At 52.7% G+C, this 13,675-nt stretch carries 13 protein-coding genes; 5 read left to right on the forward strand and 8 right to left on the reverse strand.

What is annotated here, in order from left to right:
- Window positions 1-20 precede the first annotated feature (20 nt).
- Window positions 21-539: a DUF2489 domain-containing protein gene (locus tag IB286_RS03765; RefSeq protein WP_190762542.1), complete on the forward strand. Its 519-nt coding sequence runs from the start codon at window positions 21-23 to the stop codon at window positions 537-539.
- 25 nt (window positions 540-564) lie between these two features.
- On the opposite strand, the gene IB286_RS03770 is transcribed toward IB286_RS03765, so the two are convergent.
- Window positions 565-2,685: a TonB-dependent receptor gene (locus IB286_RS03770; RefSeq protein WP_190762544.1), complete on the reverse strand. Its 2,121-nt coding sequence runs from the start codon at window positions 2,683-2,685 to the stop codon at window positions 565-567.
- 143 nt (window positions 2,686-2,828) lie between these two features.
- Between IB286_RS03770 and IB286_RS03775 the strand changes: the two genes are divergently transcribed.
- Window positions 2,829-4,145 carry a PepSY-associated TM helix domain-containing protein gene (locus IB286_RS03775; RefSeq protein ID WP_190762546.1) on the forward strand — a complete coding sequence of 439 codons (1,317 nt, stop codon included), beginning with the start codon at window positions 2,829-2,831 and terminating at the stop codon, window positions 4,143-4,145.
- Here IB286_RS03775 and IB286_RS03780 read toward each other — a convergent pair.
- The 3 genes from IB286_RS03780 to IB286_RS03790 are packed head-to-tail and all read right to left on the reverse strand — an operon-like array spanning window position 4,108 to window position 6,605.
- Window positions 4,108-5,004 carry a GIDE domain-containing protein gene (locus IB286_RS03780; protein ID WP_190762548.1) on the reverse strand — a complete coding sequence of 299 codons (897 nt, stop codon included), beginning with the start codon at window positions 5,002-5,004 and terminating at the stop codon, window positions 4,108-4,110. The two genes, IB286_RS03775 and IB286_RS03780, sit on opposite strands and share 38 nt — an antisense overlap.
- Window positions 5,001-5,573, reverse strand: coding sequence for a LemA family protein (locus IB286_RS03785; protein WP_190762550.1), 573 nt, complete (start codon window positions 5,571-5,573; stop codon window positions 5,001-5,003). The genes IB286_RS03780 and IB286_RS03785 overlap by 4 nt, the downstream gene beginning before the upstream one ends.
- 15 nt (window positions 5,574-5,588) lie before the next feature.
- The gene (locus IB286_RS03790) at window positions 5,589-6,605 is read right to left on the reverse strand and encodes a cysteine synthase A (RefSeq protein WP_190762552.1); all 1,017 of its coding nucleotides are present in this window, start codon (window positions 6,603-6,605) and stop codon (window positions 5,589-5,591) included.
- Between the two features lie 204 nt (window positions 6,606-6,809).
- On the opposite strand from IB286_RS03790, the gene IB286_RS03795 reads away from it, so the two are divergent.
- Both IB286_RS03795 and IB286_RS03800 read left to right on the forward strand, forming a co-directional pair.
- Window positions 6,810-7,373, forward strand: coding sequence for a sigma-70 family RNA polymerase sigma factor (locus IB286_RS03795; protein ID WP_190762554.1), 564 nt, complete (start codon window positions 6,810-6,812; stop codon window positions 7,371-7,373).
- The gene (locus tag IB286_RS03800; protein WP_190762556.1) at window positions 7,370-8,032 is read left to right on the forward strand and encodes a ChrR family anti-sigma-E factor; all 663 of its coding nucleotides are present in this window, start codon (window positions 7,370-7,372) and stop codon (window positions 8,030-8,032) included. Before IB286_RS03795 ends, IB286_RS03800 begins: the two co-directional genes overlap by 4 nt.
- 102 nt (window positions 8,033-8,134) lie before the next feature.
- Here the strand turns inward: IB286_RS03800 and IB286_RS03805 are convergent, their stop codons facing one another.
- The 4 genes from IB286_RS03805 to IB286_RS03820 form a co-directional block, all read right to left on the reverse strand.
- Entirely contained in the window at window positions 8,135-10,681 is a 2,547-nt protein-coding gene (locus tag IB286_RS03805; RefSeq protein ID WP_223826065.1) for a TonB-dependent receptor, read from the reverse strand.
- A gap of 192 nt (window positions 10,682-10,873) precedes the next feature.
- On the reverse strand, window positions 10,874-11,626 hold the full coding sequence (locus IB286_RS03810) for an alpha/beta fold hydrolase (RefSeq protein WP_190762558.1): 753 nt from the start codon (window positions 11,624-11,626) through the stop codon (window positions 10,874-10,876).
- Window positions 11,627-11,704: 78 nt separating this feature from the next.
- A complete protein-coding gene (locus IB286_RS03815; protein ID WP_190762560.1) occupies window positions 11,705-12,595 on the reverse strand; it encodes a diguanylate cyclase in 891 nt (296 codons plus the stop codon).
- 17 nt (window positions 12,596-12,612) lie between these two features.
- A complete protein-coding gene (locus tag IB286_RS03820; RefSeq protein ID WP_190762562.1) occupies window positions 12,613-12,945 on the reverse strand; it encodes an Hpt domain-containing protein in 333 nt (110 codons plus the stop codon).
- Window positions 12,946-13,300: 355 nt separating this feature from the next.
- Here IB286_RS03820 and IB286_RS03825 point away from each other — a divergent pair, with 355 nt between their 5' ends.
- Window positions 13,301-13,675: a response regulator gene (locus tag IB286_RS03825; protein WP_190762564.1), complete on the forward strand. Its 375-nt coding sequence runs from the start codon at window positions 13,301-13,303 to the stop codon at window positions 13,673-13,675.

The following is a 13,675-nucleotide window of genomic DNA, read 5'->3' on the forward strand; positions in this document are numbered from 1 at the left end:
GGCCGCAGACAGGAATTTTGATGGACGCACTGCAACCCTATACCCCTTGGATTATCGCCGGTTCGGTCATTATTTTGGTGCTGGCCGTGATTGCCGGGCGCTTGCTGTGGCAATTGCGACAGCAGCGTAAGCAGCAAGTGGTGATGGCGTCGCCCGCAGTGCAGTTTCACGATGCGGCTCAAGGTAGTGCTGGTGATAGTGCTGCCAGTAAAGCTGAAAACAGCGAGGCGCAGGGTGTTGCGGCACTGCAGGGGATTCGGATTTTGGCCGGTGCCTATCTGGAAGGGCAAGTCGGTGCGCCGGAGGCTTCTCTGCGGATTGCGGTTTTGCAACAGCACCGCGATGTGTCAGCCGCTTGCCGGGAGCAGGCGGCGGCGTTTATCGAGCTGGCGGAAAAACTGGCTCATATTCCCAGCCATCAGGCGTGGAAGGATTTAAGCCGCGACCAGCGCGATGCCTTTCGCGAAGAAATGGACAGTCTGGAAGCGGAGTTTCGCGAGCGTTTGCAAGAGGCGGCGCGCTCGCTGCGGCTGCACTGATTTTTGGGGCGCCGCACTTACCTAATTAATAGCTATAGTGAAGACGTAAGCCGTATTCCAATGGGTCACCAACATAGAGAGCATCAATGCCGAGTGATTCGCTGGAGAATCGGTCGGTGATGTAATACTCATCGGTCAGGTTTTGGCCATAAAGCTCTATGCCGTAGCGCTCATCTTGATACCCCAGTCTTGCGCCGAGTAACTGCCTTGAATCAGCGCGCAGGCTATTGGAATTTTCTCGGTCGGTGAAGCTATTGCTGGCTTGGGAAACCGTGGCGGTTGCGAAGTAGGGGCCATATTGCCAATTGAGGCCCAAGTTGGCGGTATGGCGAGGTGCATTCGGAAAGTGATTGCCCGCGTAATTAACGCCATCGTCTTCATACTCTAAGAAGGCGGTTTCCACATAGCCCAGCCCGCCGAACAGCGAGAAGCCTGCGCCGAGTTCGCCGTTGAACTCCAATTCCAGACCCTCTGATTTCGCTTTACCGGCATTGTCGGTTCGGAAGACGGCGGCATCTACTCGCACGCCGATCTGCATATCGCTGTAGTCGATGTAAAACGCGGTAGCGGCCAGACGCCAATTGCCCGACTGCCACTTGACGCCAACGTCGAGATTATTCGTGTATTCCGGGCCGTAGCTGGGGGATTCATCCTCGCTGACAAAATCGACTGAGCCAGCGCGGTAACCTTGGCTGAAACTAATGAAGCTGCTGATGCTATCGGACATCTGATAGCTCAGAGCCAGCTTGGGCAGCAATACTTCGTCACCGCTTGGTGCTGTCGCTTCACTGTCTAAGACCAAGCCAAGTACTGGGCCTAGATCAAGCGGCAGAGTGATATCTAGCAAGGGCACAACCGGGTCTGCACCAGTAACGATAAAAGAACTAAAATTCTCAGCGCGGTTCTTCTCGTAGCGTATACCTAGTGTCAGAGTGAAATCTTGGCGGAAATCCCAGTCCGCTTCACCGTAAATTGCACTTGTGCTGGTATCGCGCGCGGCGGCTAAATCAGCATCGGCGCGTGCTTGTACGCCACTCAGGTTGTAGCGTAGATCTTGGCTGTGCGAGCTGCCAAATAACGTGTCTTCAGCATGGTAAAGGCCAATTACCCCGCGTAGCGTTTCGCTGCGGTAGCTCAGTCTCAATTCCTGGGATTCATTTTCTGTGTCGACAATATTGATGAAGTAACCGCCATCTTCAGCGGAAATATCATAGTCGCCCCGGCGGTGATTGTGATTTTCTGTCTGGCTTAAAATAAGGCTCAGGCTCAATTGTTCGTTAAGCGCCGCCGTTTGATTTAATACCCAAAGCTCGCTGCTATCGTTGAAGTAGCCCAGTTCATTGTCGGTAGCATAGCGCTCGTGGCCGAAGGCTGTAGGCTGATATTCACTGCCCTCGCGCAGTTTATTGTCTTGGTAAGTCAAAATAGCGCTGTACCAACTTTGGCCCTGCCAGCCTAGTTTGAAACGTTGCATATAGCGCTTGCGGGCCTGCCAGTTGTCGTCGTCTCGGGTAATGTTGGTGACCTCGCCGTCACTTTGGTTGGTTTCACCAGCGTAGCGAAAAGCCAAATCACCGATTATCGGCCCACCTACAACAATGCCGGCCTCACTGCCGCCATAGTTAGAGACGCCCGCTTTTAGGTTCAGTGCGTATTCTTCGGAAGAGGGGGCATTACTTTGTACAACCACCGCTCCGGCTAGGGAGCCGGGCCCAAAAGCGGTGGACTGGGGGCCGCGATAAAATTCGATTTGGCGTAAATCCCAGGTATTGGCAACCCCGCGGCCGGGTTGGCGTGCGCCGTCGATAAAAACACTGACAGTGGGGCGGCCAGTGCCGCCGGGGCCGATACCTTCGTTGGAAATCCCGCGTACCGAAAACTTGTCCTCTCGCGCTGCATTGACGTTGGGGTTGCGCAGCAGCAAGTCGTACAGGTCGCGAATATTCATCGCTTCCATTTGCTCGGCGGGAATAATGCTGATGCTACTTACGGTGTCGACACTACTGCGTTGCATGGGGTCGCCAGTCACCAAGACTTCTTCTATTTTGGGGCTGCTTTGCGCAATAAGCTGTGCGCTGACAAAGGCTGCCGATAAGCCGAGTAATAGCTGATGGCGCTTGGCGCTATGGAAGGCGGGTTTGATCATGGCTTAATCCGGAGAGTGGGGGTTTGCAGTAAATTTATCTTTGAATGATAATGATTATCGAAATTATGTGCAATTGTGTTTGAGCCGCGGGCGTGTAAAGCGCAGTTCTGGCTCTTTGCTGCTCCGAAAGTGGAAGGTTTGTTATGTTGAATCGCCTGTCTGGCTTGTTATATCCGATGATTTGGCGGTGGCATTTTCTAATTGGTTTATGTTGCGCTCCCCTGCTGATTTTGCTCAGTTTGACCGGTGCTCTCTACGCGTTTCAGCCACAACTTGAACCTTGGCTTGAGAAAGATTGGCAGCAACTGGAAGCCTGTGAACAATGTCAGCCACACGCGGTTTCTGCACAGTTGGCGACCGTGACCCAGCGCTATCCGGGTATGGAGCTTGAACACTTTGCCGATTTCGCAGATCCCCTGCGAAGTAATGTGGTTTTTTTGAAGGAACCGCAAAGCGAAGAGCACCGCTTGGTGTGGATCAATCCTTACACCCTCCGGCTTCTTGGCAGTCGCACAGAAACCGAAGGTTTCTTCCCTACCGTATTTGCTTTGCACACCAATCTACTTAGTGGCGAAATTGGGCGCTGGTTAATCGAATTAGTGGTGAGTTGGATATTGGTGACGTTGCTGCTCGGCCTAGTGCTGTGGTGGCCGCGCCGAGCTAAACAAGGAGGAGCGTGGCGCCCGCGCTTTGAAAGTAAGGGTCGGCGCTTTTGGCGTGATCTGCATGCAGTCGGTGGATTTTATCTACTGCCACTGGCTTTAATCATTGTGTATACCGGTTTGTTATTTTCCCCGGTCGCGGGGCGTGCGCTGTTATGGGAAATGTCGGCAATCGGCCAGATTCCCAATGCATTTATGAGCCCGCCGGAAGTGCTGCAACAAGAGGGTGAGGTTGATATTGATGGATTGGTCGCTGACTTTTTAAGCGATGCCCCTTTAGCCGATTGGTTTATTACTTGGCCTCATCGAGCCGAGCAGCCTTTGACTATCAGCATTCGTGAAGCACTGCCCTGGCAGACCCGCATTGTTTATTACCATCCTTATAATCAAGAACGGCTAGCGGTGTTGAGTTGGCCTGAATTGCCAGTTGGGGCTAAGGCGCTATTGCTATTCTTCCCCCTGCATACAGGTTTAATTCTCCATTGGCCGGGGCAGGTGCTCGCAATGATCGTCGCGCTTGGTTTGGCGGGCTTGTCGGGAAGTGGCGTTTGGATGTGGTGGCTACGCCATGAGCGGGGAAGCTGGTCTGTGCCGGTAATAAGGCAGCGGCATCCATTAGGTAAGGGCTTGCTGGCGCTAATCGGTTTACTTGCTCTGATAATGCCCTTGTTTGGTATAAGTCTTGTTGGAATAGTCTTTGTGAGCTGGTTGAAAAGCCTGATCGAAAAGAGACCTGCCGCTGGAGGACGCCAGCGTAAATTTACTGAAAATTCTGAGGGTGCAGAAAAATCCACGTAGCGCCGGCCAGTGCGGCACTGCTGACAAGAAATAAACCCAAGGCCTGCCAGCGGAAGCGGCGGCTGAGGGATTCCGGTTCCGAGGTGGCCAAAATAAAAGGCTGGTGGCGGCTGGGGGAATAGCTCAGGGTGTGAATCGGTTTGGTTTCTGCGGCGGTTTTACGCTGTTCCCGCTCGGCGGCGCGCTGGGCTTCTTGGCGCGCTAAATCCCACTCTACCAAGTCAATTTCACCATCGCCGTTGCGGTCAAATCGGGCGACCAGACGATCGTAGTCTTGTTTCCATTCACTCAGAATTTCCGCCATGCGCTGTCGGCTTTGCGCCAAGCTGCTGGGTGGGTGGCGCGTTTGAAATAGGCCAATGGCATAGAGCAGGTCATCTTCGCAGAGCAGGTGTTCGGTGTAGCGATAGCGGCGGCCAAATAAGGATGAGCTGGTTTTGCCCGCGCTGGGGTAGCGCTCATTGCCGTACCAAGTGGATTTGCGAAAGGTGCTAACGTCGGCCCGGCTGGGCATGATGTAGCAGGGCTCGGTACTGTCGTCTAATAGGAATGGACGTTCGCTGCTGCGGCTTTCCAAGGTGCGCCAGTGTTTGTTCTTGCCACTGGTTTCGTAGCGTTCGATTTTGTAGCTGAACCAAATGCAGTTGGTGCCGCTGAGCGGGCTGAGTAGCGGGCTTTCTGCTACGAGGTTTTTGGAGATACCCATAAGCTCCACATAGCCTTGATGGGCGGAGCGAATTTTGGAGGTGGGGGTGTCTTCAATAATGCGGGCTTTTTTTAATTGTACAAAACCGAAAAACGCCGCAACGAGACAGGCGACAATCGCAAACCCCAGAAACGCGTAATACTCGCCACTCACTTGAATAGCGAGCCGATATTCACGTCGCGGGTTTCTTCCTCACTGAATTCCAGCAGGTCAAAATCCTTGAAGTTAAACCAGCGGGCCACCAGCACATCTGGAAATTGTTCAATGCGGACATTGTTGTTATTCACCGCTTCGTTATAGACCTCGCGGCGGTCGGCAATGGCGTTTTCCAGTTGCGATATACGGCTTTGTAATTGCTGGAAGGAGTCGTTGGCTTTTAGCTCTGGATAATTTTCTGCCAGCGCGAACAGGCTGCCGAGGTTGGCGCGCAGTCCGGTTTCGGCGGCGCCGAGGGCGCGCATATCGTGGCTGGCCTGAGCATCTGCGACTTGCTGGCGGGCCTTGATGACTTTCTCCAGCGTGTCTTGTTCGTACTGCATGTACTGTTTGCAGGTGGCGACCAGCTTGGGCAGTTCTTCGTGGCGCTGTTTCAGCAGTACATCAATATTCGATAAATGCTTAGACACCGCGTGCTTAAGGCTGACCAAGCCGTTATAGATCATCACTCCATAGAGGAGGACAAAAGCGCAGATGGCGAGAAAGACGATTAATCCGATGCTCATGGTGGTTCCCTGTGCTTAGTTAACCTTCCAGTCCGGGCTCGGCAAGCCCATATTTTTCAGGAAGATGGGGTTGTAGAGCCGAGACTTATAGCGGTCGCCATAATCGCAAAGCATGGTGACGATGGTGTGACCGGGGCCGAGTTCTTTGGCCAGACGAACCGCGCCAGCAATATTGACCGCACTGGAACCGCCGAGGCAGAGTCCCTCATAGCGCAATAAATCAAAGATAAACGGTAGCGCTTCGGCATCGCTAATTTGGTAGGCCTTGTCGACCTGTGCCTGACGCAGGTTTTCGGTAATCAGACTAATACCAATACCTTCGGCCAATGAACGGCCTTCGCCTTTCAGCTCACCACTGGTGTAGTAGTTGTACAGGGAGCTGCCCTGCGGGTCGGCAATACCAATGGTGACATTGGGGTTGTGCTTTTTCAGCGCCGAGCTAACCCCAGCCAGTGTGCCGCCAGTGCCAACGGCACAGATAAAGGCGTCGATTTTGCCTTCGGTCTGCTGCCAAATTTCCTCGCCGGTGGTGGTTTCATGAATACGGGCATTGGCGGTGTTGTCGAACTGCCGTGCCCAAAACGCCCCATTGGGCTCGCTTTCATTGAGCTTTTCGGTGAGGCGCTCGGCGGTATGAATATAGTGATTGGGGTCATCGTAAGTGGTGGGTTGAACCAATCTGAGATCTGCGCCGTATAAGTCCAGAAGTTCAATTTTCTCCCGGCTTTGACTCTGGGGCATGACCACCACGCTGCGGTAGCCCAAGGCATTGGCGATTAAGGTTAGGCCAATGCCGGTATTGCCGGCGGTGCCTTCCACAATGGTAGCGCCGGGCTTGAGTAAGCCGCGGGCTTCGGCATCGCGAATAATGCCCAGTGCGGTGCGGTCTTTTACCGAGCCGCCGGGATTGAGGAATTCCGCCTTGCCGAGAATGGTGCAGCCGGTGAGTTTAGAAGCCTGACGCAACAGCATAAGCGGGGTGTTGCCAATCAGGTCAGGAAGTTGGGGATAAGCGAAGCTGGCTAAAGACATTACAGCAGTAACTCCTTGTTTTTCTAAGCTCATGTTAGCGAGGCAGAGGGACAAGGGCAATGTGAATTCCATTTTACGTCTTGGATTTAAGCCTTATTTATGAGGATGTGAGAGGTGGCAAATTCGGGTATTGTGAGCCTGGCATCACCACAACGTAATTCGCAGGGTGCGCAATTACGTCTCGTCGGTGGCAGAGGACATCCTATGGTAGAAGAATCGGCGGAGCCGGGCAGTGGCGAGTACTGGTCTCAGTGCGTGCTCAATATCGCCCAGCACCGCGACAAGCAGAGCTTTATGGCGATTTATGATTATTTTTCGCCACGGGTGAATGCCTATTTATTGGGGCAGGGAGTTGAGCCGCAACTGGCGGAAGACCTCACCCAAGAAGCACTGCTGACATTGTGGAATAAAGCGCGACTCTACAACCCAGAAAAGGCGGCGGTTTCTACCTGGCTTTTTCGGGTCGCCCGTAATCTGTGGATCGACAGATTGCGTAAGAGTCGGCGCGTGGCCTATGAATCCGACGAATTGCTGGAATTTGTCGCCGATGAAGGCGAGCCGCTGGAAGTCAGCGATGCTGACCGTTTGAAAGCGGTAATCGATAGTCTGCCCAGAAATCAGGCGCAGGCGGTTTATATGTCCTATTACGAGGGCAAAAGTCACAGCGAAATTGCCGAAGAAACCGGCATGCCGCTGGGTAGTGTTAAATCCTGTCTGCGTTTGGCGATTAAAGCCTTCAGACAAAGTTTTGGAGTCGATGCTGTATGAGCAAGATTGCGCATCATCCCGAGTCGGAAACTCTGGCAGCCTATGCCAGTGGTAGTCTTTCGGCAGCCTTGGGTATTGTGATTGGCAGTCACCTTGAAATGTGCGCCGTGTGTCGCGCAGAAGTTGCACGCCTGGAAAGTGTTGGCGGCAGCCTGATTGATCGCCTCACGCCAGCGCCGATTTCCGCCGCGCGGCGAGAGCAGATTTTTGCCCAATTGGATGCAGGTTTGGGCGAAAGTGCTGAGCCCTTGTCAGCCGCACCGGTAACTCAGCCGACCAGCCAGTTGCCGACCCCGTTGCGGCATTTCTTTGCGGTAGAAACCTACGACCAACTGCCGTGGCGCTGGATTGGCCCCGGTGTACGCTTGCTGTCGATTGATTGTGGTGAAGGCAAACTGGTGATGCTGAATATTGGCGCCGGCCGCAAAATGCCGGTGCACAGCCATCGCGGCAATGAATTAACCATGATTTTGCAGGGCGGTTACAGCGATGCGCTGGGGCATTTTGATGTGGGTGATGTAGCGGATTTGGATTCGCGAGTCGAGCATCAGCCGGTGGCTGATGCTGACATTAATTGTATTTGTGTGGCGGGTCTGGATGACAAGCTGCAATTTAAGGGTTGGTTGGCCCGGATGTTACAGCCCTTCGTGGGGCTGTAACGATTAACTGCTGTGCTCGCTACGTTAATCAGAGACCTTTGCTAGTAAATTTAAAACTACTGCGCTCGATAACTTGGCTATCGGCGCAGTAATCAACCTTTCTTAGAACTCGTAGATGATATCTAAACCGTAGGTTCTAGGCTCACCCCAGATAACGGTACGGTCTGAGTGAGGCAGGTTATCTACGGCCGTGATTTCATACTCTTCATCCGCTAGGTTTTTACCCCACAAGCCGATATTCATATGGCCGAAGCGGCCCACTTGAATTTCCGAGAGGCTCAGACGCGCATTGACCAAGTCGTAGGCGCTGATATAGGTGTTAACCGCGTTGAAGCTGCGCACCCCACCATTGCGTTCGTCCATAAAGTTGTAGCTGACATTTAGAGACATAGAGCCCCAGTTCCACTGTGCTAGACCCACGTCCACCGAGGCGGTGTAGGAATGCTCCGGCGCGGAGAAGAATACATAGCTGTCGGCAACATCAACGCCCTGTTTGTTAATCGCCTCGGTCACTTCCGCGTCGAGGAAGGCGTAGTTCAGCATAAACATAATGTTCTGGCTGACGAGGAAGGTGATGTCGGTTTCAAAGCCTTTCATTTCAGCTTTACCGGCGTTGGTCACCTTGGTGTCCGCAACCGAACCGGTCAGGATTTGGTTGAGCTGAATATCTTGGTAGTCGCTGAAGAATACGTTGGCGTTAATCCGCAGGCGGCGATCCATCAGCTCGCTTTTAATACCGAATTCCAGCGAATCTACATATTCTGGTGCAAAGCCGTCGGCAAAGCCGAGACCGTAAACAGTGCCGTCTGAGGCAGCTTCAGCAGTGTCGTCGCCCTTGCCGGGAGTGCCGGGAGCAAAACCAGTTGAGCCACGCTGAGGATCGCGGGTGTTAAAACCACCGGATTTATACGCCTGAATCAGTTTGCCGTAGACGTTGATGTCATCGGTCAGATCGTATTCAGCAATAAAGCTGAAGGAGCTGTCGGTATACTCGTTCTCGCCATAAATATTGTCGAAGCTGCGATCGCCCGGCAGTAGGAAACCCGCCTGTGCCAGCACTGGCGACAGTGCGCCGAGGTTTTCCATATCGATGGCTTGATTGAGGGTTTTGATTTCCAGATAGGTTTTATCTGTTTGGTTTTTCAGCGCCTCACGGGTGTCTTCTGAATAACGCGCACCAAAGGTCAGGTGCAGGCGTTTGTCCAGCCAGTCTGGAGTCCAGGTGAACTGACCGAAAACCGCTTTCGCTTCATTGCTGATGTCGTAGCGCTGCGACAGCATATTCACAATGCCGACATCACCGGCGCCCAACAGTACGCCGCCAAGTAGTTGGCCGAGCACGGGAATTGGGATCACGTCATCACTGACTTGCGAGCTGAACTGGTGGTGCATAGGCGCGTTGTCTTCGGTGGCGTCTTCTTGGAAGTAATACATGCCAACGATGTAATCCAGCGAGTTTTCAAACAAGCTGCCGCTCATTTGGAATTCGTGCGACCACTGCTCTTGGGAAATTTCTGGCACCACCAAAGGCAAACATTCTTCGCCGGTTTGCGCTTGCACCGCTGGGCCGCAGTAAACATTGGAGTCTACCCGGTAAGTTGGGTCGCCGAGGCCGCCGCCGAGATCGGCATAGGAGGCATCGAACAATTCGCGGTAGGCGCCGATGTATTTGAATTCAATATCGTTGAAATTCTTGGTCAGAATCAGCGCGTGACCTTCAATTTCAGTAATGGATTCCTGCATGGGCGTGGAGGTAGCCATAGAGCTAAAGCGGCTTGAGCTGTGTTTTGAGTGGGCGCTGGCATAGCTGCGCACCGGCTCCGCTTGGCCCTTGTTCAAAACGCCGGGGTTAATCGACTGGTACATGCTGTTGTAGTAGCCGAAGTCCGATTTATCGTAGGCGTAATCCAGAGTCAGGCTGTCGCTGATATCCCAGCGCAGATCGAGGCGCAAGCCCTGAACCTCGCGGTCGCCAAAATCGCCGCCACCGCCGGTGTTTTCAATAAAGCCATCAACTTGTGAGGTCAGATAAGACAGCTTCACGCCCATATCACCTAGTGGAATATTGGCCGTGGTTTTGGAGCTAAACAGATTGCGGTTGCCAACAGAGAATTTTTGTTTGAACTCAAATTCTTCGGTATTGGGGCGCTTGGTAATCAGGTTGATGGCGCCGCCGGTGGTGTTGCGGCCATAGAGCGTACCCTGTGGGCCGCGCAATACTTCTATTCGTTGAAGTTCGGCTACGTCTAGCGCTGTACCGGTAGAGCGGGCGATATAGACACCATCCACATAAATACCGACCGGTGGATCTTGGGTGACCTGAACATCGGCAATACCAATACCGCGAATAAATATCCGTAGGGTGGCGTTGTTAATAGGAAAGGGTTCAATGGTCAGGCTGGGGACTTTGGAGCCGATGTCGTTGAGGTTGTTAATACCGTCAACTTCCAGCCTTTCTTCGCCAAATGCGGTCAGCGAGATGGGCGTATCTTGCAGTGATTCCGCTTTTTTCTGGGCGGTAACAATCACTTCTTCAAGAGCATAACCCGTTCGGGCATTTTCAGTTGTTTGTTGTGCCTGAACAACCTGGCTTACCGCCATAGCTAACAGGCTCAGGCCGACAGATAGGCCACGAGAGGGTGTGCGCATCGCTTAGCTACTCCGCTTGTACATTATTATTTATTAAAAGAGGTTCCTGAGTGTTGGGATCTGCTTTTAAAGCACTTCTCAGGAACAACGTCCTTGTCGTTTTATAATTATCAACAGGTTGATGATTTTTAACATAAAAATACACCAAGTCCGCGTTTTATTTACTAATCCTTTTGGCGGGTATACACCGCCTTATCCCAATCGTTTGTTCTGACTGCCCACTTCAGGTGCTGCCAGTGACTTGCCAATCTGCCAGAAAACACGGGGGTTGGCGGTGAATCCGATATGGCTGGAATTGACCTGAACGTGCTTGACCAAACCGCCGTTAAGTTTGGCGATAGAGGGCGAGACAAAGCCGTCGTTGTCGCTGTGAATAACCGTGGTGGGGACTTTGGCCTCGGGGAAGATGCCCCAGTTTTCAATTTCTTGTTCGGTGTCGAAGCGGCGCTGGCGAGTAAGTAGCGACATAATCGACCACACGGCGGTGCCGCGCGGATCGCCAAAAGGGGTGCCCAGCGTAATAACGCCGCGTACCAGCTCGGGAGCTTCACTGGCCAGATCGTGGGCGTAAATACCGCCGAGGCTCCAGCCGACCAAACTGGCTTTTTTGCCGCTGTGTTGATAAAGCCGGTCTAGCTGTGTTTTTAGGGAGTCGACTTTTTCTCGACGAAAGTCTTTTGCTTGCTCAACACTGTTAAAGCGTTGTTTCGGCAGGTTGCGACCCTGTTGCCAGTCGTGGCAATCGTAGTTTTTGCTATTTAGCCACTTGCGTAAAAAGCGGGTACTGCCTTCTGCACCGCCATAGCCGGGAATCACCACAACCGGGTGGCCATCGCCCGCTGGGCACAGCTTGAGTAGTGGCTGGCTTAATGCGAGTTGTAGACATTCAACGGCGCCGCGAGGCAGCTCAGCGAATGTGTGCCGAGATTTTGGGGGGCTTATCATTATTATTAACGCTTGCTAAAGAATGGCGTTATTAAATGCTTTCTTGGCGGTCAGTGGAAGGGCGCTAATCCGTTTTGATTAGGGTGCGCTAACGATGCGATTGCGGCCTTGGTGTTTGGCATCTAGCAGGGCTTGGTCAGCGCGGTCGAACAGCTCAGCACCGCTTTCACCCTCCTCTTGATTGAGTTCAGCAAGGCCAATGCTAATGGTCATATCGATCTTGGTGTCGGCATCAATAATGGCGGGCTGGAATTGAATGGCAGCGCGAATCCGCTCTGCCACACCCCAAGCTGACTCGGTGTCTGTGCGCGGTAGTACCACGACAAATTCTTCGCCGCCAAAACGCCCAACCAGATCGTACTCACGCAGATTGTGATTGATCACCGAAACCACGTGTTTTATTGCCGCGTCACCGGCGGGGTGGCCGTAGTTGTCGTTAATGGCTTTGAAATGGTCAATATCCAGCACCATCAAGGCCAGTGGTGTTTGCTTGCGCTTGGCCTCGGCAATGGCATTGTCGCGCAGCTCATCCAGCATCCGCCGGTTCCAGCATTGGGTGAGAGGGTCGCGTGAGGCGAGCTGGTTCAGGGTTTGTTCCAGGCGCACAATACGGCTGCCGGCTTTTAGGCGAACCTTGAGCACTTGGTAGTCAAAGGGCTTGTGAACAAAATCATCGGCGCCGGATTCCATTGCCTCAACAATGGCTTCATTACCCTCGCGGCCGGTCAGCATCATGATATAGAAGAACTGGCCATCGTCTCGGGCGCGGATGATCTTACAAAGCTCGGGGCCGCTCATGCCGGGCATCGACCAGTCGATAACGAGTAAGTGCGGCGGATCAGGATCTTCCAGCACCTTTAGTGCAGATTGGGCATTGTCGGCCTCAATCGGCACAAAACCCCATTCCTCGGCCAGCGCACACAGCGCCATGCGAGTAATGGGGTCGTCGTCGATGATCAGTAATTCCATGCCTTAACCTTTTTGCCTCAGCGGCACATTTGGTGCAGTTCTTCCGTGAGCTGTTTAAGTTTGTTGTCTGTTTGTGGCCAAGCGGCCCGCCATTCCGTGAGGGTTTGATTCCTCGCGCTGGTCTCCAGTGCCGAGACCTCTTGATAAAACTCCGGGCTGACAAAGTTGCCCAGTGCGCTTTTCAGGCGATGACAGGATTCTGCTAATTGTGCTGCATCAGCAACGGCAGAGGCCTGTTCAATTTCATTTTTGATATTGGGTAATTCACGAAGGAAAAGGCCGATCAAGTTTCTGGCGAGATCGGGTTTGTTTCTAGAAATGAGCCTTATACGTTCGTGGTCGCAAATCATGTTACTGAAATCCTGATAATGAAAACAGTTTACCCACTGGCGAAACAGAAAGCCATGCGCAGCGGCGTAAACAGGGGTTCCGTATAAGTGAATCCTACGATTTCAGAAGGCTCTAGGTTATGCGAAATTTTACTTAAGGTAGTGGGTAATCTAAGCGCAAATACGGCCGGAAAAAGCCGCCCAAAATTTAGCAAAAAGAGCTTGTTTCTCAAGTTGGCTAAATCGGTTAGTACAATTACGAATACCTGAACTTGATCACAAATTATCTACTACACAAACTCTCCCTAGTGCTTTTCGTTAGATTTTTGGCGTGCTCTGGGGCCAAGAATTTCTATTTAAAATGAAGAGATACTTCATGGCAAATATCCTAGCAGTTGATGATTCTCCCTCAATGCGACAGTTGGTTTCGATGACATTGAAACGGGCGGGGCATGAGGTATTCCTTGCTGAAGATGGTGTGGATGCGCTCAACGAAGCGCGGCGTGTTAACGCCGATTTGGTAATTACCGATGTGCATATGCCGAATATGGATGGCATAAGCCTCACCCGTGAATTACGCCAGCTCAGCAATTATCGTTTTAAACCCATTCTGATTCTGACCACTGAATCCGGTGCCGAAATGAAAATGAAAGGCAAGGAAGCGGGCGCGACAGGGTGGATCGTAAAACCGTTTAACGCGGAGTCATTGCTGCGCGTACTTGATCGGGTCTTGGAGCCGGTAAGGAGTTAA

Source organism: Spongiibacter pelagi (assembly GCF_014705705.1).
Classification (GTDB): domain Bacteria; phylum Pseudomonadota; class Gammaproteobacteria; order Pseudomonadales; family Spongiibacteraceae; genus Spongiibacter; species Spongiibacter pelagi.

Bases quoted from the DNA above. Each gene is read 5' to 3' on its own strand.
- IB286_RS03765 (WP_190762542.1), top strand. From the start codon at position 21: ATGGACGCACTGCAACCCTATACCCCTTGGATTATCGCCGGTTCGGTC.
- IB286_RS03815 (WP_190762560.1), bottom strand. From the start codon at position 12,595: ATGGAATTACTGATCATCGACGACGACCCCATTACTCGCATGGCGCTG.
- IB286_RS03810 (WP_190762558.1), bottom strand. From the start codon at position 11,626: ATGATAAGCCCCCCAAAATCTCGGCACACATTCGCTGAGCTGCCTCGC.
- IB286_RS03770 (WP_190762544.1), bottom strand. From the start codon at position 2,685: ATGATCAAACCCGCCTTCCATAGCGCCAAGCGCCATCAGCTATTACTC.
- IB286_RS03795 (WP_190762554.1), top strand. From the start codon at position 6,810: ATGGTAGAAGAATCGGCGGAGCCGGGCAGTGGCGAGTACTGGTCTCAG.
- IB286_RS03775 (WP_190762546.1), top strand. From the start codon at position 2,829: ATGTTGAATCGCCTGTCTGGCTTGTTATATCCGATGATTTGGCGGTGG.
- IB286_RS03790 (WP_190762552.1), bottom strand. From the start codon at position 6,605: ATGTCTTTAGCCAGCTTCGCTTATCCCCAACTTCCTGACCTGATTGGC.
- IB286_RS03825 (WP_190762564.1), top strand. From the start codon at position 13,301: ATGGCAAATATCCTAGCAGTTGATGATTCTCCCTCAATGCGACAGTTG.
- IB286_RS03785 (WP_190762550.1), bottom strand. From the start codon at position 5,573: ATGAGCATCGGATTAATCGTCTTTCTCGCCATCTGCGCTTTTGTCCTC.
- IB286_RS03800 (WP_190762556.1), top strand. From the start codon at position 7,370: ATGAGCAAGATTGCGCATCATCCCGAGTCGGAAACTCTGGCAGCCTAT.
- IB286_RS03805 (WP_223826065.1), bottom strand. From the start codon at position 10,681: ATGCGCACACCCTCTCGTGGCCTATCTGTCGGCCTGAGCCTGTTAGCT.
- IB286_RS03820 (WP_190762562.1), bottom strand. From the start codon at position 12,945: ATGATTTGCGACCACGAACGTATAAGGCTCATTTCTAGAAACAAACCC.